The sequence below is a fragment of the Pantoea sp. M_9 genome (genome assembly GCF_008631385.1).
GTDB classification, from domain to species: Bacteria; Pseudomonadota; Gammaproteobacteria; order Enterobacterales; family Enterobacteriaceae; genus Pantoea; species Pantoea eucrina.
The window spans coordinates 128855-149521 of the sequence record NZ_VWUF01000009.1 but is presented as its reverse complement, the minus strand read 5'-3'; the positions used below and the strand labels follow the sequence as shown (position 1 = coordinate 149521).

General features: G+C 54.9%; 18 protein-coding genes, 2 tRNA genes and 1 pseudogene. 2 read left to right on the top strand and 19 right to left on the bottom strand.

Annotation, left to right across the window (positions count from 1 at the left end; genetic code table 11):
• Positions 1-255: 255 nt before the first annotated feature.
• Positions 256-678: a YhbP family protein gene (locus F3I15_RS13740; RefSeq protein ID WP_094110678.1), complete on the bottom strand. Its 423-nt coding sequence runs from the start codon at positions 676-678 to the stop codon at positions 256-258.
• A 74-nt stretch (positions 679-752) separates the two neighbouring features.
• Between F3I15_RS13740 and F3I15_RS13735 the strand changes: the two genes are divergently transcribed.
• Positions 753-1040: a GIY-YIG nuclease family protein gene (locus F3I15_RS13735; RefSeq protein WP_039382299.1), complete on the top strand. Its 288-nt coding sequence runs from the start codon at positions 753-755 to the stop codon at positions 1038-1040.
• Here the strand turns inward: F3I15_RS13735 and F3I15_RS13730 are convergent.
• Both F3I15_RS13730 and F3I15_RS18355 read right to left on the bottom strand, forming a co-directional pair.
• Positions 1024-1530, bottom strand: coding sequence for a GNAT family N-acetyltransferase (locus F3I15_RS13730; protein WP_150018271.1), 507 nt, complete (start codon positions 1528-1530; stop codon positions 1024-1026). The two genes, F3I15_RS13735 and F3I15_RS13730, sit on opposite strands and share 17 nt — an antisense overlap.
• Before the next feature lie 56 nt (positions 1531-1586).
• Positions 1587-1812 (bottom strand): annotated as a pseudogene (locus F3I15_RS18355) (SCP2 domain-containing protein); the annotation flags it as partial.
• A gap of 338 nt (positions 1813-2150) precedes the next feature.
• Here F3I15_RS18355 and F3I15_RS13720 point away from each other — a divergent pair.
• Positions 2151-3161: a luciferase-like monooxygenase gene (locus tag F3I15_RS13720; protein WP_039382294.1), complete on the top strand. Its 1011-nt coding sequence runs from the start codon at positions 2151-2153 to the stop codon at positions 3159-3161.
• Between the two features lie 69 nt (positions 3162-3230).
• Here F3I15_RS13720 and F3I15_RS13715 read toward each other — a convergent pair whose 3' ends face one another.
• From F3I15_RS13715 to ftsH, 16 genes are all read right to left on the bottom strand, one after another.
• Positions 3231-5117, bottom strand: coding sequence for a DEAD/DEAH family ATP-dependent RNA helicase (locus tag F3I15_RS13715; RefSeq protein ID WP_150018270.1), 1887 nt, complete (start codon positions 5115-5117; stop codon positions 3231-3233).
• A gap of 16 nt (positions 5118-5133) precedes the next feature.
• Entirely contained in the window at positions 5134-5190 is a 57-nt protein-coding gene (gene yrbN, locus F3I15_RS18480) for a protein YrbN (RefSeq protein WP_100229640.1), read from the bottom strand.
• Between the two features lie 105 nt (positions 5191-5295).
• Positions 5296-6180, bottom strand: coding sequence for a lipoprotein NlpI (nlpI, locus tag F3I15_RS13705; protein WP_039382290.1), 885 nt, complete (start codon positions 6178-6180; stop codon positions 5296-5298).
• 185 nt (positions 6181-6365) lie between these two features.
• On the bottom strand, positions 6366-8498 hold the full coding sequence (gene pnp / locus F3I15_RS13700) for a polyribonucleotide nucleotidyltransferase (protein ID WP_039382288.1): 2133 nt from the start codon (positions 8496-8498) through the stop codon (positions 6366-6368).
• A gap of 307 nt (positions 8499-8805) precedes the next feature.
• Positions 8806-9075: a 30S ribosomal protein S15 gene (gene rpsO, locus F3I15_RS13695; protein ID WP_010615981.1), complete on the bottom strand. Its 270-nt coding sequence runs from the start codon at positions 9073-9075 to the stop codon at positions 8806-8808.
• 134 nt (positions 9076-9209) lie between these two features.
• A complete protein-coding gene (gene truB / locus F3I15_RS13690; protein WP_150018269.1) occupies positions 9210-10154 on the bottom strand; it encodes a tRNA pseudouridine(55) synthase TruB in 945 nt (314 codons plus the stop codon).
• Positions 10154-10561 carry a 30S ribosome-binding factor RbfA gene (gene rbfA, locus F3I15_RS13685; RefSeq protein ID WP_039382283.1) on the bottom strand — a complete coding sequence of 136 codons (408 nt, stop codon included), beginning with the start codon at positions 10559-10561 and terminating at the stop codon, positions 10154-10156. The genes truB and rbfA overlap by 1 nt, the downstream gene beginning before the upstream one ends.
• Positions 10562-10627: 66 nt before the next feature.
• Positions 10628-13324, bottom strand: coding sequence for a translation initiation factor IF-2 (gene infB / locus F3I15_RS13680; RefSeq protein WP_150018268.1), 2697 nt, complete (start codon positions 13322-13324; stop codon positions 10628-10630).
• A gap of 17 nt (positions 13325-13341) precedes the next feature.
• A complete protein-coding gene (gene nusA, locus F3I15_RS13675) occupies positions 13342-14829 on the bottom strand; it encodes a transcription termination factor NusA (protein ID WP_039382278.1) in 1488 nt (495 codons plus the stop codon).
• Between the two features lie 24 nt (positions 14830-14853).
• Positions 14854-15306, bottom strand: a complete 453-nt coding sequence (gene rimP, locus F3I15_RS13670; protein ID WP_039382276.1) for a ribosome maturation factor RimP — start codon at positions 15304-15306, stop codon at positions 14854-14856.
• A 213-nt stretch (positions 15307-15519) separates the two neighbouring features.
• Positions 15520-15596 (bottom strand) — tRNA-Met (locus tag F3I15_RS13665).
• 59 nt (positions 15597-15655) lie between these two features.
• Positions 15656-15742 (bottom strand) — tRNA-Leu (locus F3I15_RS13660).
• Between the two features lie 53 nt (positions 15743-15795).
• The gene (secG, locus tag F3I15_RS13655) at positions 15796-16131 is read right to left on the bottom strand and encodes a preprotein translocase subunit SecG (RefSeq protein ID WP_039382274.1); all 336 of its coding nucleotides are present in this window, start codon (positions 16129-16131) and stop codon (positions 15796-15798) included.
• Between the two features lie 216 nt (positions 16132-16347).
• A complete protein-coding gene (glmM, locus tag F3I15_RS13650; protein WP_150018267.1) occupies positions 16348-17682 on the bottom strand; it encodes a phosphoglucosamine mutase in 1335 nt (444 codons plus the stop codon).
• A gap of 5 nt (positions 17683-17687) precedes the next feature.
• Complete coding sequence (gene folP, locus F3I15_RS13645; RefSeq protein WP_150018266.1) at positions 17688-18521, bottom strand: dihydropteroate synthase; 834 nt, start codon at positions 18519-18521, stop codon at positions 17688-17690.
• Between the two features lie 82 nt (positions 18522-18603).
• A complete protein-coding gene (gene ftsH, locus F3I15_RS13640; protein ID WP_039382268.1) occupies positions 18604-20532 on the bottom strand; it encodes an ATP-dependent zinc metalloprotease FtsH in 1929 nt (642 codons plus the stop codon).
• Positions 20533-20667: the final 135 nt, after the last annotated feature.

The following is a 20667-nucleotide window of genomic DNA, read 5'->3' as shown; positions in this document are numbered from 1 at the left end:
GGGCGGCATGAATGCCGCCCCTGCGGTTGCACAATCTGTAGGGGGCGCATTAATGCGCCCCTGGTGTATGCGATATACCTGACCCAGGGCGGCATGAATGCCGACCCTGCAAATGCACGATACCCGACCCTGGGCGGCATAAATGCCGCCCCTGTAATTGCACGATACCTGACCCTGGGCGGCATAAATGCCGCCCCTACAATTGTAGGGGGCGCATTCATGCGCCCCTGGTGCATTCATGCGCCCCTGGTGTATTTATGATGCGATACGCTGCCAGCTGATTTTCTTGCCAAAACCCAGTGTGTTATCCGTCATCTTCAGCTCATCTATCGTGAGCTGCCAGAGGGGTGCGGTAACTTTTTTTGCGACCGGAAAACGGCGCTGATAGGCGCTTAACGCCTGCGCATCCTCACTTAGCCGGATATGTCCGCGATACTGGACGCCTTTAAGCAGCTGAACACTTTTCGGCTGGCCATTGATGGTGCCTGCGACCTGCGGGTTATGCAGCATCATGGCGCCGTGACGCGTGGCCGTATCGCTCATCAGCCAGAATGCCATCTGTGCTTCATCAAACAGATAGTAGCAATTAGCGCACCACAGCTCTTCCGGTGCGCTGGCGCAAAGCGAAAGCACATGCTGTTTCTTCAGGTAGCGCAGTAAATGAGACAGATCGGACAAAGGTCGCTCCCTGCACATAGCCGTGAACGCGGCGGCACGTTACACTGCTGGTGCTTTGTTTTGAGGTCTGAGAAATGGAACAGAACTGGCAGCTTTATATGCTGCAAACCGCTGCCGGGATGATCTATACCGGAATTACCACCGATGTGGCGCGCCGGCTGCTGCAGCATCAGCAGGGACGCGGCGCCCGCTCGCTGCGCGGCAAAGGACCGCTGACGCTGATGTTTCACTGTCCTGCCGGTGACCGCGCTGCGGCTTCACGCCTGGAGTACCAGGTTAAGCAACTCGCCCGTACCCACAAACTGCTGCTGATAGCGCAGCAGCCGGCGTGTCTGACCACCTGGTTTACTCAGCGTGGTTGAACGGCGCAGCAAATACCACTAACCCTTCTGCGCCGCTGAACGCATCGTCTGCCAGCTTATAAATCTGAAATGTCGCATCGCTGTCGGGCCAGCGGCAGTGCAGCCCGTGATGTGCCGCCGGCTCGAAGCCCAGCGGCTGGTAAAATGCGGGATCGCCCAGCACCACAACCGCGCTGTAGCTGAATTCATTCAGAGAATCGAGCCCCTCATAAACCAGCTGCTTTGCCAGGCCCTGCCCGCGCACCGAACTGTCAACGGCCAGCGGAGCCAGCGCCACCCAGTTACGATCTTCACCCTGCAGCGTTACCGGACTGAAAGCAGCATAGCCCAGCACCTGACCCTCATCATCGGTCGCCACCACGCCCAGCGTGAGCAATCCATCTTCGCGCAGCTGCTGTACCCGTTCAGCTTCAGCTGTGGTCGCAAAACTGCGTTTTAGCAGGCTGTCGATGCCGGCAGCATCAACGCCAATCTCAGTACGAATTAACATGGCATCCCCGTGCGTGACGCATAAGCCTGCGCCTTCTGTTTCCCTTCTGCCTTAGCCCGAGCAGCTACCAGCAGCAAGTCGTTGGCTTCGCCGCGAAACCCGGCATCTGCTTCGGCGTCGCGTGAAACGGTCAGACGCCTCCTGCAGCGTGGCGATGCGGCAAAACTGACTCGCAGCCATCCGATCGCCCAGGCCGCGCCCTTGCAGAAAGTCTAACTCACCTTCAGCGAAAACATGACGAAATTGCGCGTTTAAGAGTTGTTGCAAAAGAGTTTTTTCCATCTCCGCACCCGCTTTGCCCGCAATATACGCCTAATCAGCAGACTTTTTCCCCTAACCGGCGGCGTACGGTCGCGAACGGTATGGCTCTGCATATTTATAACAGGCTATCAATTATGTCATCTCTGTGGCGCAGTGCTCCCTGCTGAGATCAACAAAGCTGCTATTACGCGTCAGGAAAAAGGCGCAGCGGCAGAAGTCTGCCTTCCGGAAAAATGGTTAATAAAGGCACAATCCGGCTATATCACTCCCCTTAATAGCAGTTTTAATATGGGTAATGTTGCGTAATACTTATGGCAGCAGGCTGCTCAACGCCTGCGCCATTATTTGCTGGAGTACTCATGTCTGAGAAAAAACCTGTTCGCCTGTCCGTGCTGGATCTGGCTCCTATTCCGCAAGGCGCGTCTGCACGCGACGCCTTTCACCATTCACTGGCGCTGGCGCGTCAGGCGGAAGCGCTGGGTTTCCACCGCTACTGGCTCGCTGAGCATCACAACATGACCGGTATTGCCAGCGCGGCGACCTCGGTGCTGATCGGGTATCTCGCGGCAAATACCGAAACCCTGCGGCTTGGATCCGGCGGGATTATGCTGCCTAACCATGCGCCGCTGGTGATTGCCGAGCAGTTCGGCACCCTGGAGTCGCTCTACCCTGGTCGCATCGATCTCGGGCTGGGCCGTGCCCCGGGTTCTGACCAGCGCACGATGATGGCGCTGCGTCGTCATCTCTCCAGCGCCCAGGCCGACAGCTTCCCGGAAGATGTCGCTGAGCTGCTGCGCTGGTTTGATGCTGAAGAAGGTGAGCATCATCCGGTACAGCCGGTACCGGGCCTCGGCCTGAAAATTCCGGTGTGGCTGCTCGGCTCAAGCCTATACAGCGCTCAGCTGGCGGCGAAGCTCGGCCTGCCGTTTGCCTTCGCCTCGCACTTCGCCCCGGATCTGCTGCTGCAGGCGCTGCATCTGTACCGGGAGAAGTTCCAGCCTTCGGCGCGCCTGGCTAAGCCATACGCTATGGTCTGTGTGAATATCGTGGCGGCAGAGAGTGAGCGCGACGCGCGCTTCCTGTTTACCTCCATGCAGCAGCAGTTTATCAACCTGCGCCGCGGTAAACCGGGTCCGCTGCCTGCGCCAGTGGAAAATATGGATAGCCTCTGGTCGCCGTCAGAGCAGTATGGCGTGCAGCAGGCGCTGAGCATGTCGATTGTGGGTGACAGCGAAAAGGTGCGTCACGGTCTGGCAGCGTTGCAGCGTGAAACGCAGGCGGATGAGATCATGGTCAATGGTCAGATCTTCGATCCCAAAGCGCGGCTGCGCTCGTTTGCGCTGGCGATGGAAGCTGCTGGCACGCTGTAGCGGTTGAGTAAAAGAGATAAAAAAAGGGACGCCATGCGGCGTCCCTTTTTATTGCTTAACGTTTAGCTATCAGGCATCACGACGACGTGAAGTACCTTCATCGCGACGTGGGCCACGGCCCGCTTCACGGCTAAAGCGTCCGCCTTCGCGGCCACCTTCACGACGCTCGGAGAAGCGACGCGGTGCGCCTTCGCCACGTGGTGCATCACCACGCGGTGCGCTGCTGCGACGCTCGCCACCGAAATCACGGCCGCCGCTGCGGCGCTCAGTACGCTCGTGTGGCTGTGCATCACCCAGCAGCTGCATATTCATCGGCTTGTTCAGAATACGCGTGCGCGTGAAGTGCTGCAGAACTTCACCCGGCATGCCTTTTGGCAGTTCGATGGTGGAGTGCGTGCCAAACAGCTTGATGTTACCAATGTAGCGGCTGCTGATATCGCCTTCGTTAGCGATAGCACCCACAATGTGGCGAACTTCAACGCCGTCATCGCGGCCCACTTCAATGCGATAAAGCTGCATGTCGCCAACGTCACGACGCTCACGACGTGGACGATCGCCGTCACGGCTGTCGCGGTCACGACGCGGACGATCGGCACGGTCATCACGATCGCGGAACTCGCGACGCTGCGGACGTGGTGCGTCAGCTGGCACGATCAGTGGACGTTCACCCTGAGCCATTTTCAGCAGGGCAGCCGCCAGCGTTTCGATATCCAGCTCTTCTTCCGGCTGCATTTTGCTCAGCAGCGCGCGATACTGATCCAGATCGCTGCTTTCCAGCTGCTGCTGTACTTTTGCTGCGAATTTAGCCAGACGACGCTCACCCAGCAGCTCTGCGTTTGGCAGCTCTACTTCCGGAATAGTCAGCTTCATGGTGCGTTCAATGTTACGCAGCAGACGACGCTCGCGGTTCTCAACGAACAGCAGCGCACGGCCAGCGCGGCCCGCACGACCGGTACGGCCGATGCGGTGAACATAAGACTCCGCATCCATCGGGATATCGTAGTTAACAACCAGGCTGATACGCTCAACGTCCAGACCGCGCGCCGCAACGTCGGTTGCAATCAGGATATCAAGACGGCCATCTTTCAGGCGCTCCAGCGTCTGCTCACGCAGTGCCTGGTTCATGTCGCCGTTCAGCGCGGCACTGTTGTAGCCACTGCGCTCTAATGCTTCAGCCACTTCCAGCGTTGCGTTTTTGGTACGCACGAAAATGATGGCTGCATCGAAGTCTTCTGCTTCCAGGAAACGCACCAGCGCTTCAGTTTTACGGCCGTAAGCGGTCCAGTAAGACTGTGAAATATCCGGACGCGTGGTCACGCTTGACTGGATACGCACTTCCTGCGGATCTTTCATGAAGCGTTTGGTAATACGACGAATCGCTTCTGGCATAGTTGCAGAGAACAGTGCGGTCTGATGACCTTCCGGGATCTGTGCCATGATGGTTTCAACGTCTTCGATGAAGCCCATACGCAGCATTTCATCAGCTTCGTCCAGAACCAGACCACGCAGGTTAGAGAGGTCCAGAGTACCACGCTTCAGGTGGTCCAGCAGGCGGCCCGGGGTACCCACAACAATCTGTGGTCCCTGACGCAGGGCGCGCAGCTGTACGTCATAACGTTGGCCGCCATACAGGGCCACGACGTTGACGTTACGCATATGTTTAGAGAATTCTGTCATTGCTTCAGCCACCTGCACCGCCAGTTCGCGGGTCGGTGCCAGCACCAGGATCTGTGGTGCGCGGACAGAAGGATCAACGTTGTTTAACAGCGGCAGTGAAAACGCCGCGGTTTTACCACTACCGGTCTGCGCCATACCCAGAACATCGCGGCCCGCCAGCAGGTGAGGAATACACTCAGCCTGGATTGGGGAAGGCTTAACGTAGCCCATACCGTTCAGAGATTCGAGGATGTCGGCGTTCAGGCCCAGATCAGCAAAAGTGGTTTGAATATCAGTCATGTAGTACACGTGCCTCTTAGATTGCGGCGGCCAGTCTACATAACTCGTCGTGAAAATTTTCAGTCATTTTCATCAAAAAGTGTGAACCGGCTCAAATTAGAAGTTTTGACGAACAGAAAAGCCCTCACCTCTGGAGATGATGACTTTACAGGTACAACAGGCAATAAAAGTTCGTCAGCTATTGCTGGTCAGATTCTGATAAATCGTCTTGTGTCTGGCCAAGTTGCGCCAGTTCCAACAATGCGTATCGGTGTTCAACAAAGTTGTTAACGTTGTTAGACACCGCCAGTTTGAACAACGCTTTCGCGTCATCCTTCTCCCCCAGACTTAGGTAGTACTTACCTAAATAGAAGTTGGTTTCACTGAGATGTTCAGCGAGCGAGGTGTTATCCGTTGCGTCCGCCTTGAGACGTTCCATCAATGTTTTTTCACTGATGTCGCCCAGGTAGAACTCGACAATATTCCATCCCCATTGGTCCTTAGCCGCTTTGTCATAACGCTGTTTCAGCGCTACTTTAGCCTGGTCTTTATCTATCTCGCTTTCAGTGAGATAGAGCCAGAGGCTGCGGAACGGATCGTTAGGATCGTCTTGATAAAACGCCAGCAGATCATCTTGCGCTAACCTGTATCGACCACCGTAGTAGAGAGCGATACCGCGGTTTAAATGCGCATAATTGTAAGTTGGATCAAGCTCAAGTACAGAATCAAACGCTTCGTAGGCGGCATCAAAGTTGCCAGCCTGCGTTAAGTATATACCAAGATAGTTAAACACTTCTGGCATATCTGGTCTTATAGACAGCGCTTGCGAGAAATCGTTCCGCGCCAGTGCCCTCAGACCCAAACTATCATACAACACTCCGCGCTCATATAACAGCTGTGCGCGTTCATCGTCGGTCAGGGCCCGACTGGCAAGAATTTGTTCCATTCGCGCCAGAATGACCTCTTGCTGCAGTGTGGGCTGCAAAGGTACTGCCAGAACTTCGTTCTTACGCCAATTGGAGTTGCTGCATCCTGCCAGCGAAATAGCTGTCGCAACAATACACCAGCGCAAAAAAGGCTTCATTTCCCACTCCCGATACAAACATTGGGATAACCATCCTGTCATCCGCCTGCTATGCACAAGGGTTCCCGCCCTCGCGATGATACCCTGGCAGTGTCAACTTATCGGCACAGCGACCGTGAGTTGACGCTACCAGAGTATACAAACACCCCTTTCTGCCGGGCAGAAAGGGGCTAATCAGGACACGCTTATTCAGCGTCAGAAGCGTCCACAGCAGCAGCAGCTTCTGCCGGCTTCTGCTCAGTTGCCTCTTTGATGCTCAGACGTACGCGGCCCTGACGGTCAACTTCCATCACCTTAACCGGTACTTCCTGACCCATCTGCAGGTAATCGGTCACTTTCTCTACGCGCTTATCGGCGATCTGAGAAATATGAACCAGACCTTCTTTACCGCCACCGATAGCCACGAACGCACCGAAATCAACGATACGGGTAACTTTACCGGAGTAGATGCGGCCCACTTCAATCTCAGCGGTGATCTCTTCGATACGACGGATCGCTTCTTTCGCTTTCTGACCGTCGGTCGCAGCGATTTTTACAGTGCCGTCATCTTCGATTTCGATGGTAGTGCCGGTCTCTTCGGTCAGCGCACGGATTACCGAGCCGCCTTTACCAATCACATCTTTGATCTTGTCAGAGCTGATCTTGATGGTGTAAATACGCGGTGCGAACTCAGAGATTTCCTGACGCGGCGTGCTGATAGCCTGTTCCATGACGCTCAGGATATGCAGACGCGCACCTTTAGCCTGGTTCAGCGCAACCTGCATGATTTCGCGGGTGATGCCTTCGATTTTGATGTCCATCTGCAGCGCGGTAATACCCTCACGGCTACCTGCTACTTTGAAGTCCATATCGCCGAGGTGATCTTCATCGCCCAGGATGTCAGACAGCACGACAAACTTCTCATCTTCCTTCACCAGACCCATAGCAATACCGGCAACGGCTGCTTTGATCGGTACGCCTGCGTCCATCAGTGCCAGTGAAGCACCGCAAACGGAAGCCATAGAAGAAGAACCGTTTGATTCAGTGATTTCTGATACAACGCGTACGGTGTACGGGAACTCTTCCTGCTTAGGCATAACTGCCAGCACGCCGCGCTTCGCCAGGCGACCGTGACCAATTTCACGACGCTTCGGTGAGCCAACCATGCCGGTTTCGCCCACTGAGTATGGAGGGAAGTTGTAGTGGAACAGGAAGCTGTCGGTACGCTCGCCCATCAGCTCATCCAGGTTCTGCGCATCGCGTGCGGTACCCAGCGTGGCAGCAACCAGCGCCTGCGTTTCACCACGGGTGAACAGCGCAGAGCCGTGCGTACGTGGCAGTACACCGGTACGGACATCCAGACCACGGATCATATCTTTTTCGCGACCATCGATACGCGGTTCGCCGCTCAGAATGCGGGTACGAACCACATTCTTTTCCAGGCTATGCACGATATCGCCGATTTCTGCATCATCCAGCGCAGCATCTTCAGCCAGCAGGGCAGCGATCGTCTCATCTTTGATCACGCCAACCTGTGCGTAACGCTCCTGCTTATCGGTGATGCGGTAAGCATCAGCGATGCGCGCTTCAGCCAGCGCGGCAACACGTGCAATCAGTGCATCGTTAGTCGCTTCTGGCTTCCAGTCCCAGCGCGGTTTGCCCGCTTCGGCAACCAGCGCGTTGATGTTTTCGATAACAACCTGCTGCTGGTCGTGGCCAAATACCACGGCGCCGAGCATCTGCTCTTCAGTCAGGATATCGGCTTCAGATTCAACCATCAGTACCGCGTTCTGGGTACCGGCAACCACCAAGTCCAGACGTGACTGTTTGATCTCATCTGCGGTCGGGTTCAGCACATACTGGTCGTTGATGTAACCAACGCGAGCAGAACCGATTGGGCCGTTGAACGGAATACCAGACAGTGACAGCGCAGCAGAGGCGCCAATCATTGCCACGATGTCCGGGTTGACCTGAGGGTTAACAGAAACGACAGTGGCGATAACCTGCACTTCGTTAACGAAGCCTTCCGGGAACAGCGGGCGCACCGGGCGGTCAATCAGACGCGCAATCAGGGTTTCGCCTTCACTTGGACGGCCTTCGCGACGGAAGAAGCTGCCCGGGATACGACCAGCAGCGTAGGTACGCTCCTGATAGTTAACGGTTAGTGGGAAAAAATCCTGGCCTGGTTTCGCTTTCTTCTGGCCAACAACGGTTACAAATACCGCTGTGTCATCCATGCTTACCATAACAGCCGCGGTAGCCTGACGTGCCATCATGCCGGTTTCCAGCGTGACGGTATGCTGACCATATTGGAATTTGCGTACGATCGGATTCAGCAAAATTAACATCCTTAAATTCAGGGCAGAGCCATTGCGGCTCGCCAGTGATAACCGATCTTTGTCGCATCCTCGCGACTAATGACAACCCTCAACCGCCCCTGCGGCAAAGCCTCTCATTAGCCGCGCGAACCTCTGCAAACAAAGATCACACTCAGCAACAATACATGAGTTTGGTCTGGATTGCTGCGGATTGCTCGAAAAAAGGGGCCTTAAAGGCCCCCTTTTCGCGAAACTCGCACAAATCTGATCGTCAGATGCGTTTTTTTGCATAGTGCATGCGCTACACCCCCGATCAGATTCTTCAGACTTAGCGACGCAGCCCCAGGCTCTCGATCAGGCTGGTGTAGCGAGCAACGTCTTTACGCTTCAGGTAGTCCAGCAGCTTACGACGCTGGGATACCATGCGCAGCAGACCGCGACGGCTGTGGTGGTCTTTCTTGTGCTCAGAGAAGTGACCCTGCAGGTGGTTAATCTGAGCAGTCAGCAGAGCAACCTGAACTTCAGTTGAACCGCTGTCGTTAGCGCCACGACCATATTTAGCAACGATCTCTGCTTTAGCTTCTACGCTTAGAGACATAATAAACTCCAGTAAAAAAATGAATGTATGGGTGCCGATCTCTAATTCAGCAGCCCGCTTTTAAAGCCGCGCTATTCTACTCCGCGCCCGCAGGCAACGCAAATGCGCTGTTGCAGAAAAGATGAGCAGCACGGTTAGCCAGGAAACTCCACCACCAGCCGGCGTGGCGCTACCCGTCCATCGGCGGCGATTTCAGCCATGCCGATGAATTTTTGTGCCTCACCTTCCGTGACCCTTACCAGACCTGCTGCCGGCGTATCCGCCGCCTGGACCGGCATACCCTGCTTAAAGCTGGCGGCAACCGTAACGGGCAAATTGACCACCGGAAAATCTTCCGCCGGGCTGTCCATTGGCAGCAGCAGCGCATCAAGCGCGCTGTAGTCAGGCGTTTCAGCTGCGGTGGCTTCTGCTGCCACCGCCTGCAGCTGCTCCAGCGTCATCATTCGTGCAATCGGGTAGCGTGCGACCTGCAGGCGACGCAGCATAATGACATGCGCGCCACAGCCCAGCTTCTCACCCAGATCGTCGATGATGGTACGAATATAGGTGCCTTTGGAGACGTGGATCTCCAGCTCCAGCTCATCACCTTCATAGCGAATAAACTGCAGCTCAAATACGGTGATGGGTCGGGCTTCACGCGGCACGGTCACGCCTTCGCGCGCATACTCATAGAGCTTGCGACCCTGATATTTCAGCGCCGAGAACATGGTCGGCACCTGCATCGTATCACCGCGAAAACTCTCCAGCGCCGCATCCAGCTCAGGCTGGCTGAAGGTCACCGGACGGGTTTCCACAATGTTGCCATCTGCGTCTGAGGTATCGGTACGTTCGCCCAGCCGGGCGATAACGCGATAGCGCTTATCAGAGTCGAGCAGATACTGCGAAAACTTGGTGGCCTCGCCCAGACAAATCGGCAGCATACCGGTGGCAAGGGGATCCAGCGCCCCGGTATGACCCGCTTTGTTAGCATTAAACAGGCGCTTAACTTTTTGCAGCACATCATTGGACGACGCGCCCTGATGTTTATCCAGCAGGAAGACACCGTGTACGTCGCGGCCGCGACGACGAGGACGACTCATCAGTCCTCCTTGTCATCTTCCGCCGGGGTTTCACCGCGCCGTTCTGCATCGTTTCTGATCACGTTAGAGACCAGATTTGACATGCGCATCCCTTCAATCAGTGAGTTGTCATAGAAGAAGGTCAGCTCCGGCACAATGCGCAGACGCATCGCTTTACCCAGCAGAATACGGATGTAGCCTGACGCCTCTTTCAGCGCTTTCAGACCATTTTTTACCGCTTCTTCATCCTGATCGTTCAGGAAGGTCACAAATACTTTGGCATAGGCCAGATCGCGCGACACTTCAACGCCAGAGACCGTCACCATCATACCCAGACGCGGATCTTTGATTTCACGCTGCAGAATAATCGCGATCTCTTTTTGCAGCTCCTGAGAAACCCGCTGCGGGCGACCAAATTCTTTCGCCATAATGATATCTCCCAAATAATTCGGGAGGCCAGTGGCCTCCCAAATTGCAGTACATCGATAAGTGAATTATGCGATGGTGCGTTTAATTTCAATGACTTCGAACACTTCGATCATATCGCCAACGCGAACGTCGTTGTAGTTCTTCACACCGATACCACACTCCATGCCGTTACGCACTTCGTTGACGTCATCTTTGAAGCGACGCAGGGATTCCAGCTCGCCTTCATAGATAACCACGTTGTCGCGCAGGACACGGATTGGGTTGTGACGCTTGATGTTGCCTTCGGTAACCATACAGCCCGCGATCGCGCCAAATTTCGGTGATTTAAACACATCACGTACTTCGGCCAGACCGATGATCTGCTGTTTGAATTCCGGCGCCAGCATACCGCTCATCGCAGCTTTTACTTCGTCAATCAGATTATAGATGACGGAGTAGTAACGCAGGTCGACGTTTTCAGCATCAATCACGCGACGCGCAGAAGCGTCAGCACGGACGTTAAAGCCGAGGATGATCGCATTGGAAGCGGCCGCCAGCGTAGCGTCGGTTTCGGTGATACCACCCACGCCAGAACCGATAATCTTCACCTTCACTTCGTCGGTGGAGAGTTTCAGCAGCGAATCGGAGATCGCTTCTACCGAGCCCTGTACGTCAGATTTCAGAACGATGTTCAGCTCAGAGACTTCGCCTTCAGTCATGTTCGCAAACATGTTTTCCAGCTTCGACTTCTGCTGACGCGCCAGTTTCACTTCGCGGAATTTACCCTGGCGATAGAGAGCAACTTCACGCGCTTTCTTCTCGTCACGGACCACGGTCGCTTCATCACCCGCTGCCGGCACGCCAGAAAGACCCAGGATCTCAACCGGAATTGATGGGCCTGCTTCCTGTACTTCGCGTCCCAGTTCGTCACGCATCGCACGTACGCGGCCATACTCGAAGCCACACAGTACGATATCGCCTTTGTTCAGCGTACCTTCACGTACCAGTACGGTAGCGACCGGACCACGACCTTTATCCAGGAAGGATTCGATAACCACACCGCTCGCCATACCTTCACGAATAGCGGTCAGCTCAAGCACTTCCGCCTGCAGCAGAATGGCGTTCAGCAGATCGTCAATACCGGTACCGGCTTTCGCAGAAACGTTGACGAACATGTTTTCGCCGCCCCACTCTTCCGGAATGATGCCGTACTGAGTCAGCTCGTTTTTCACGCGATCCGGATCGGCTTCTGGTTTGTCGCACTTGTTCACTGCAACCACAACCGGTACACCGGCCGCTTTTGCGTGTTGAATCGCTTCGACGGTCTGTGGCATCACGCCATCATCCGCAGCTACGACCAGGATAACGATATCCGTTGCCTGCGCACCGCGAGCACGCATAGCGGTAAACGCGGCGTGTCCCGGGGTATCCAGGAAGGTGACCATGCCGTTTTCGGTTTCAACGTGATAGGCACCGATGTGCTGGGTAATACCCCCCGCTTCGCCAGAGGCGACTTTCGTTGAGCGGATGTAATCCAGCAGGGAGGTTTTACCGTGGTCAACGTGACCCATGATGGTCACGACCGGCGCACGGCTCTCCTGCGCTGCATCAGTATCACGATCGTCCATTACCGCTTCTTCCAGCTCGTTCTCGCGGCGCAGGATCACTTTATGACCCATCTCTTCCGCGACCAGCTGTGCTGTTTCCTGGTCGATAACCTGGTTGATAGTCGCCATTGCGCCCATCTTCATCATCGCTTTAATGACCAGTGAACCTTTCACTGCCATCTTGTTCGCCAGTTCAGCTACGGTGATGGTTTCGCCGATAATCACGTCGCGGTTAACGGCCTGCGCTGGCTTGTTAAAGCCCTGCTGCAGTGCGCTAGGTTTGCGATGCTTACCGCCTTTACCGCCGCGAACCTGCGCACGCGCTTCTTCACGATCGGTTTTAGCTTCGGAGTGCTTGTTGCCTTTTTTGGCAGGACGCGTGGCTTTAGCAGTGGTGCGTGCACGTGCACGACCCGCTTCAACCTGACGATCGTTTTCGTCTTCTGCCTGACGGGCATGAGTTGAAGTTGTGACGTGATAGTCACCTTTATCTTCTTCCTCAGGTTTGTCCCACTCAGCGCCTTTCTCTTCTGCCAGGCGGCGTGCTTCTTCCGCTACGCGGCGTGCACTCTCTTCGAGCTTACGACGGGCTTCCTCTTCAGCTTTACGCTTCAGTTCAGCCGCTTCAGCTTCGCGACGGGCTTTATCAGACTGCGCAGCCTTGGTCACTTCATCGGTAGGTTGGTTTGTCACTTTATCTTTTTCCGCTGCTTCACGCTTAGCCTTGTCAGCGGCTTCGCGCCTGGCTTTATCTTCGGCTTCACGTTGCGCTTTTAATTCAGCCTCGCGACGGGCTTGTTCTTCCGCCTCGCGACGCGCCTGCTCTTCCGCTACGCGCTGTGCCTCAGCTTCCGCTTCCGCCTGAGCCTGCTGCTCAGCCTCTGCATCACCCTTCACATATGTGCGCTTTTTGCGAACTTCAATTTGCACCGATTTACTTTTACCCCCGGTGCCCGGAATATTCAAGGTGCTGCGCGTTTTGCGCTGCAACGTCAGTTTACCTGAACTGGTTTGACCGTGCTCACGGTTCAGGTGGGACAGTAAGGTCTCTTTCTCTTGCTGGGACACCGCGTCGTTTTCAGACTTAGGGATCCCCGCATCAGCAAATTGCTGTACCAGGCGATCGACCGGGGTCTGAATTTCGGCGGCCAGCGATTTTACGGTTACATCTGTCATGCTGTTCCTTCCTGTTATTACGCGTCATCGCCGAACCAGCAGATATTACGTGCAGCCATAATCAGCGCACCGGCCTTCTCATCATCCAGCCCTTCAATATCTGTCAGATCGTCAACACCTTGCTCAGCGAGATCTTCCAGCGTGCAAACGCCTTTTGACGCCAGGCGATAGGCCAGCGCACGATCCAGGCCTTCAAGATTCAGCAAGTCCTCAGCGGGCTCCTGATTACCAAGGCTTTCTTCTTTCGCTAATGCCAGGGTGGTTAACGCATTTTTGGCTCGTTCACGCAGGGCTTCAATGGTCTCTTCGTCGAGGCCGTCAATTTCCAGCAGCTCGTTCATTGGCACATAGGCCAGTTCTTCCAGCGAAGAGAAGCCCTCTTCCACCAGTATGGTGGCGAACTCTTCGTCGATGTCGAGATGTTTCGTGAACATATCGATTGCTGCGTGAGCTTCAGCCTGATGCTTAGCCTGCAGATCGTCGACGGTCATCACGTTCAGCTCCCAGCCGCTCAGCTGGGAAGCCAGACGCACGTTTTGGCCATTACGGCCGATCGCCTGAGCCAGATTACCGGCCTCGACAGCGATATCCATGGTGTGATTATCTTCATCCACCACGATTGACGCCACATCGGCAGGCGCCATGGCGTTAATTACAAACTGTGCCGGATTATCATCCCACAGCACGATATCGATACGCTCGCCGCCCAGTTCACTGGAAACAGCCTGCACGCGTGCGCCGCGCATACCGACGCAGGCACCTACCGGATCGATACGTTTATCGTTGGTTTTTACCGCAATTTTAGCGCGTGATCCCGGATCGCGGGCAGCCGCTTTAATTTCGATAACTTCTTCACCAATTTCCGGCACCTCGATGCGGAACAGTTCGATCAGCATTTCCGGTTTGGAACGGGTAACAAACAGCTGAGCACCACGCGCTTCAGGACGCACGGCATACAGCACGCCGCGAATACGGTCGCCCGGACGGAAGTTCTCACGCGGCAGCATATCTTCACGTACGATCACCGCCTCGGCGTTGCTGCCCAGGTCCAGCGTGATGTTGTCGCGATTCACTTTCTTCACCTGGCCGGTGATGATGTCGCCTTGCTGCTCGCGGAACTGATCCACAACCATTGCGCGTTCAGCTTCGCGTACTTTCTGAACAATAACCTGCTTCGCAGTCTGTGTGGTGATACGGTCAAAGGTGACAGATTCAATCTGATCTTCAACGTAATCGCCCAGATTGAGCGCTTCATCTTCGAAGCGAGCGGCGTCCAGCGTGATTTCACGCGTAGGCTGAGTAACTTCATCAACGATTACCCAACGACGGAACGTGTCGAAATCGCCGCTGCGACGATCAATACTGACGCGCACGTCGATCTCCTGCTCATACTTCTTTTTGGTCGCAGTGGCCAAAGCGCTCTCCAGCGCTTCGAAGATTTTCTCACGCGGCAGAGCTTTTTCATTAGAAACGGCTTCTACTACAGCTAAGATTTCTTTATTCATCCTGGTTAGCCTCAATCCGGACTTTTAAAAGTGGGGGACCAGGTTCGCTTTCTGAATATTGCTCAGTGCGAACACTTCATCGTTGCCCTCGACGGTCACTGTGATCATCTCGCCTTCCACCGACTTGATGATGCCCTGCCATTTGCGACGGTTCTGTACCGCCATCCGCAGGACCAGGCTGACTTCCTCACCCGCAAAGCGCGCATAGTGTTCTGCAGTGAAGAGTGGACGATCGAGACCCGGCGAGGAAACTTCAAGGTTGTAAGCCACCGTAATCGGATCTTCCACATCCATCACAGCGCTCACCTGGTGGCTAACATCGGCGCAATCATCAACATTGATACCCTCTTCGCTATCAATATAGATGCGCAAGGTTGATGTGCGACCACGAACGAATTCAATACCGACCAGTTCGTAGCCAAGCGCTTCTACCGGAGCAGAGATCAACTCTGTCAATTTTTGCTCTAATGTGGACAAGCCCACCCCCAAGACATAAAAAAAGGGCCTAAAGCCCAGTGTTACGATTTCCTGATAACAAAAAACCCCGAAAAATCGGGGCTTTTTATGACTGGACCCTGTATGCCGCAGCGCGGCTTCGGCGCACAATCCAGAAGAATTTTTTTCAAAAACTCACTGATAGTGCGTCCGTCGATGCATACAGTATATTTGAAAAAGAACTCTAAGGGAAAGTGGTTGCGGGGGCCGGATTTGAACCGACGACCTTCGGGTTATGAGCCCGACGAGCTACCAGGCTGCTCCACCCCGCGTCCGAAAACGTGGCGAATATTACGCCGATCTTGCGAAAATAGCAAGTTTTACTGAGAATTGGTACCGAGGACGGGACTTGAACCCGTAAGCCCTTTCGAGCACTACCACCTCAAGGTAGCGTGTCTACCAATTTCACCACCTCGGTACTGCACTGACTGCGACGATAGTATAGTCGCTTAAGCGTTGACGATTTACTGCTTACTGCGGGATATCATTGCCCGGGGTTGCCGGTTTAGCTGGCTGAGTCTGCTGTTCAGACTGAGCTGGCGCAGTGAGGTTTTCCCACTCGCTTCCTTTGGAAGTCTTATTGCTGTTCAGGTTACCCAGAATCAGACTGATAATGAAGAACAGGGAAGCCAGTATCGCGGTCATACGTGTCATAAAGTTACCTGACCCGTTTGAACCAAACAGCGTACCGGAAGCGCCTGCACCAAATGAGGCTCCCATATCAGCGCCTTTGCCTTGCTGCAGCATGATCAGACCAACCAGGCCAATCGCCACAATAAGGAAAACAACTAACAGAGCTTCGTACATAATCAACCTGTTTCCTTGCGCGTAACCGCACAGTTAAAGCTTCAACCAATACAGACGGGTAGTCTCGTCATTACCCATCAGAAGCGGGTGTGAATACTAACCAAAGGCGCCTGGCTCTGCAAGCGCAATTTTAGCCATAAAATTCAATTGCAGAAAAAAGCGCCAGCATGATGATTTACCAGGCGAAAAGGCACACCGCCTGCCGCCTGGTCGGGTTTAAACTGCTTTTACCGCGGCGGCAATATTATGCGCCAGCGCGCTTACCTGCGCTTCATCTTCGCCTTCCACCATCACGCGGATCAGCGGCTCTGTACCTGATTTACGCAGCAGTACCCGCCCGCGTCCTGCCAGCGCCTGCTCCGCTTCGGCAGCCGCAGCTTTAACGCTTTCACTCTCCAGCGGGTCGTGGCTGCCGGTAAAGCGCACGTTAACCAGGATTTGCGGCAGCATTTTCATGCCGCTGCACAGATCGTGCAGACTCATGTGGTTACGCACTATGGCAGTAAGCACTTGCAAACTTGCTACAATTCCATCGCCGGTACTGATTTTATCCAGCAGAATAACGTGCCCGGAGTTCTCAGCTCCCATGCGCCAGCCTTTCTCCTGCATCTTTTCCAGTACGTAGCGGTCGCCCACTTTGGCACGGGTGAACGGAATGCCCAGCTGTTTCAGGGCCAGCTCCAGCCCCATGTTACTCATCAGCGTCCCGACCACGCCACCGCGTAGCTGCCCCTGACGCAGCGCTTCGCGCGCAATGATGTAGAGGATCTGGTCGCCATCCACTTTCTGTCCCAGATGATCCACCATCATGATGCGATCGCCATCTCCGTCATAGGCGAGACCAAGGTTGGCCTGCTCTTCCAGGACGCGCTGCTGCAGCTGACGCAGGTCGGTTGCCCCGCACTCCTTATTGATGTTCATGCCGTCCGGCTGCACGCCAATCGCGATGACCTGCGCACCCAGCTCACGCAGCACGTTAGGGGCGATGTGATAGGTGGCACCATTGGCGCAATCGACCACAATTTTCAGACCGTTGAGACTCAGCTCGCCGGGGAAAGTGCCTTTACAGAATTCGATATAGCGGCCGGCAGCATCCACGATACGGCTGGCACGCCCCAGTTCGGCAGACTCCACGCAGGTCAGCGGTTTTTCCAGCTCGCGCTCAATCGCTTCTTCCACATCATCCGGCAGCTTGGTGCCTTCGGCTGAGAAAAATTTAATGCCGTTATCATCAAACGGATTGTGAGAGGCGGAAATCACGATCCCCGCTTCCGCACGAAACGTTCGCGTCAGGTAGGCGATGGCCGGGGTTGGCATCGGTCCGGTAAACGCTGCCGAGAGGCCTGCTGCTGCCAACCCCGCTTCGAGCGCCGACTCCAGCATATAGCCGGAAATGCGCGTGTCTTTGCCAATCAGTACTTTTCTTGAACCTGAACGCGCCAGCACTTTGCCTGCGGCAAACCCCAGCTTCAGTACAAAATCGGGCGTGATCGGCGCTTCCCCTACTTTGCCGCGAATGCCATCTGTACCAAAATATTTACGCTCACTCATGCCTGTTATCCTTTTGCTCTCTGGGTCGCTTCCACGATGCGCATCGCTTCAACTGTCTCTTTCACATCATGCACGCGAATAATCTGCGCGCCCTGCATCGCAGCAATGACTGCGCAGCTCAGGCTGCCGGTAAGACGCTGTGCCGGGCCGACATTAAGCAGCTGACCAATCATTGACTTACGCGACATTCCCACCAGCAACGGTAAGCCGTAATGGTGAAAATGGCTCAGGTGGGCCAGCAGCTCATAGTTATGGCTGAGATTCTTACCGAAACCAAAGCCCGGGTCGAGCAGCAGTTGCGCTTTTTTGATACCCGCCGCCTCACAGCGTGCAATCTGCGCAGCGAAGTAAGCATCCACTTCGCTGATTACATTGTTATACGTGGGTGTCTGCTGCATGGTACGGGGTTCACCCTGCATATGCATCAGACAAACCGGCAAACTGCTCTCTGCCGCCGCGCCGAGCGCGCCAGGCTCTGAAAGCGAGCGGATATCATTGATGATGTGAGCACCCGCTCTCGCTGCTTCGCGGATGACCTCAGGCTTTGAGGTATCTACTGAGATCCAGACTTCAAACCGCTGTGCAATAGCCTCCACGACCGGGATAACCCGCTCCAGCTCCTCCTCAACGCTGACCTCGTCCGCTCCGGGCCGGGTCGACTCGCCGCCGACATCGATGATTGTCGCGCCGGCATTTACCATCTCATTGGTATGCGTCAGCGCGTTTACCAGAGAGTTATGCGCACCGCCGTCAGAAAAGGAGTCGGGCGTCACGTTCAGAATACCCATTACGTGGGGAAAGGAGAGATCGAGAAAGGAATCACGCGCGTGGAGTTTCATGACAGGTATGGTCCTGAAGTGGTCAAACGGTAAATGTAAAAAACCCCGGACTGGCCGGGGTTTTTGCTGAGGTGATGGCCTCTTATTTATTGAACTGCTCAGACATGGTATTACCCGGATTCGGCGTACGCGGTTCATCAACCGGACGTGGCGCCTTTGGCGTACCGTTGCTGTCAGAGTTGTTGCTGCCCGGATCTTCCCAGCCAGCTGGCGGTCGCACATCGCGGCGCGCCATCAGGTCATCAATCTGCGGAGCGTCGATGGTTTCATACTTCATCAGCGCATCTTTCATCGCGTGAAGAATATCCATGTTCTCGCCCAGAATACGACGTGCACGCTGGTAGTTGCTGTCGATCAGGTGTTTAACTTCCTGGTCGATGATGCGCGCGGTCTCATCTGACATATGCTTGGCTTTTGCTACGGAACGGCCAAGGAACACTTCACCCTCTTCTTCCGCATAGAGCAGCGGGCCGAGCTTCTCTGAGAAGCCCCACTGCGTCACCATGTTACGTGCCAGATTGGTCGCCACTTTGATGTCGTTAGACGCACCGGTAGAGACATGTTCTGCGCCGTAGATGATCTCTTCAGCCAGACGACCGCCATAGAGCGTGGAGATCTGACTTTCCAGCTTCTGACGACTGGCGCTAATCGCATCACCTTCCGGCAGGAAGAACGTCACGCCCAGCGCACGGCCGCGCGGAATGATCGTGACTTTATGTACCGGATCGTGTTCTGGCACCAGACGGCCGATAATCGCATGCCCGGCTTCATGGTAAGCGGTTGACTCTTTCTGCGCTTCCGTCATCACCATGGAGCGACGTTCTGCACCCATCATGATTTTGTCTTTGGCTTTTTCAAACTCGACCATCGACACCACGCGCTTGTTGCCACGGGCAGCAAAGAGTGCGGCTTCGTTGACCAGGTTTGCCAGGTCAGCTCCCGAGAAGCCCGGTGTACCGCGTGCGATAATAGCCGCATCAATGTCGGTTGCCAGCGGCACACGGCGCATATGCACTTTCAGGATCTGTTCACGACCGCGTACGTCCGGCAGGCCAACGACAACCTGACGGTCAAAACGGCCGGGGCGCAGCAGCGCAGGGTCGAGTACATCCGGACGGTTGGTTGCGGCAATAACAATAATGCCTTCATTGCCTTCAAAACCATCCATCTCAACCAGCATCTGGTTCAGCGTCTGCTCGCGCTCATCGTGACCACCGCCTAAACCGGCACCACGCTGGCGTCCCACCGCATCGATCTCATCGATAAAGATGATGCACGGCGCGGCTTTTTTCGCCTGTTCGAACATGTCACGCACGCGGGATGCGCCCACGCCGACAAACATTTCTACGAAATCGGAACCGGAGATAGTGAAGAAAGGCACTTTCGCTTCGCCGGCGATAGCTTTAGCCAGTAGCGTTTTACCTGTACCCGGCGGGCCCACCATCAGGACGCCTTTCGGTATTTTACCGCCCAGCTTCTGGAAACGGCTTGGTTCACGCAGATACTCTACCAGCTCACCCACCTCTTCTTTCGCTTCATCACAGCCAGCGACGTCGGCAAAGGTGGTCTTGATCTGGTCTTCCGTCAGCATGCGGGCTTTGCTTTTGCCGAAGGACATTGCGCCCTTACCGCCGCCGCCCTGCATCTGACGCATAAAGAAGATCCATACGCCAATCAGCAGCAGCATCGGGAACCAGGAAATGAAGATAGAAGCCAGCAGGCTTGGCTCTTCAGGCGGTTCACCCACTACTTTGACGTTTTTGGTCAGCAGGTTATCGAGTAACTTGGGATCGTTGACAGGAATGTAGGTGGTATATTTATTACTGTCTTTTTTGGTTACGTTAATTTCACGCCCGTTAATACGTGCCTCGCGGACCTGATCCTGGTTCACTTCCGACAGGAAGGTTGAATAATCAACCCTACGGCCATTCGACTCGCTGGGCCCAAAGCTCTGGAATACTGACATCAGCACGACCGCGATGACTAACCAGAGAATCAGGTTTTTCGCCATGTCACTCAAGGGATTAACCTCATATTACAACGGTGTTAACAGACAGCGTAGGGTACTATATATCCTTCATGCCTGGAATCGCAGCATGGATGAATTTGCTGGTTTACCCTGAAACTCAGAATCAGGCCGGGATAA

Coding starts and splice junctions, on each gene's coding strand:
- F3I15_RS13735 (WP_039382299.1), top strand. CDS start 753: ATGGAACAGAACTGGCAGCTTTATATGCTGCAAACCGCTGCCGGGATG.
- F3I15_RS13730 (WP_150018271.1), bottom strand. CDS start 1,530: ATGTTAATTCGTACTGAGATTGGCGTTGATGCTGCCGGCATCGACAGC.
- F3I15_RS13720 (WP_039382294.1), top strand. CDS start 2,151: ATGTCTGAGAAAAAACCTGTTCGCCTGTCCGTGCTGGATCTGGCTCCT.
- F3I15_RS13715 (WP_150018270.1), bottom strand. CDS start 5,117: ATGACTGATATTCAAACCACTTTTGCTGATCTGGGCCTGAACGCCGAC.
- nlpI (WP_039382290.1), bottom strand. CDS start 6,180: ATGAAGCCTTTTTTGCGCTGGTGTATTGTTGCGACAGCTATTTCGCTG.
- rpsO (WP_010615981.1), bottom strand. CDS start 9,075: ATGTCTCTAAGCGTAGAAGCTAAAGCAGAGATCGTTGCTAAATATGGT.
- truB (WP_150018269.1), bottom strand. CDS start 10,154: ATGAGTCGTCCTCGTCGTCGCGGCCGCGACGTACACGGTGTCTTCCTG.
- rbfA (WP_039382283.1), bottom strand. CDS start 10,561: ATGGCGAAAGAATTTGGTCGCCCGCAGCGGGTTTCTCAGGAGCTGCAA.
- infB (WP_150018268.1), bottom strand. CDS start 13,324: ATGACAGATGTAACCGTAAAATCGCTGGCCGCCGAAATTCAGACCCCG.
- nusA (WP_039382278.1), bottom strand. CDS start 14,829: ATGAATAAAGAAATCTTAGCTGTAGTAGAAGCCGTTTCTAATGAAAAA.
- secG (WP_039382274.1), bottom strand. CDS start 16,131: ATGTACGAAGCTCTGTTAGTTGTTTTCCTTATTGTGGCGATTGGCCTG.
- glmM (WP_150018267.1), bottom strand. CDS start 17,682: ATGAGTGAGCGTAAATATTTTGGTACAGATGGCATTCGCGGCAAAGTA.
- folP (WP_150018266.1), bottom strand. CDS start 18,521: ATGAAACTCCACGCGCGTGATTCCTTTCTCGATCTCTCCTTTCCCCAC.
- ftsH (WP_039382268.1), bottom strand. CDS start 20,532: ATGGCGAAAAACCTGATTCTCTGGTTAGTCATCGCGGTCGTGCTGATG.